Below are 660 nucleotides of genomic sequence, written 5' to 3' on the forward strand. Positions count from 1 at the left end.
AGGCTTAACCATACAACACCCAAAGGGTTTTGATGGACTCAAAGTAGAACATTGAATGTGTAAACACAGAACTTGCTCTTTATTTTAAAGAAAGCAGCTTTCCGAATTAAGAATTTGCTTGGCGACCATAGCGTTGTGGACCCACCTGATTCCATGCCGAACTCAGAAGTGAAACGCAATAGCGCCGATGGTAGTGTGGGGTTTCCCCATGTGAGAGTAGGACATCGCCAGGCTTTAATTTCGACTTTGTCTACTTGTTAGACAAGTCACCATAAGATTCTAAAAAAGTTTAGAGTTTTATGTTGACTTCAACAGTCAGTCGCGTATTATACGCGTCCTGCTTAGGTGCTAAGGCACTGAAAGCACAGCTCTTTAACAATATAAACCTATCAATCTGTGTGGGCACTCGTTGATGATAATCCAAATAGTTTCTTCGGAAACAATTTAGGTTTCAATGAAACGAAGTGACCATTGAATCTTCGGATTCAGCACAGTCAATTCAAACATTACTTTATGTAATGTTCAGTATTCATTGAGCCGACAAAATCTTAAATTGAAGAGTTTGATCATGGCTCAGATTGAACGCTGGCGGCAGGCCTAACACATGCAAGTCGAGCGGAAACGAGTTGTCTGAACCTTCGGGGAACGATAACGGCGTCG

1 rRNA gene is annotated in these 660 nt (G+C 41.8%); it reads left to right on the forward strand.

The annotated features are described in order from the left end of the window. Window positions 1-117 precede the first annotated feature (117 nt). Window positions 118-233 (forward strand): 5S ribosomal RNA (gene rrf / locus L1D23_RS22130). Window positions 234-660: the final 427 nt, after the last annotated feature.

The organism is Vibrio sp. Isolate24 (genome assembly GCF_022398215.1).
GTDB classification, from domain to species: domain Bacteria; phylum Pseudomonadota; class Gammaproteobacteria; order Enterobacterales; family Vibrionaceae; genus Vibrio; species Vibrio coralliilyticus_A.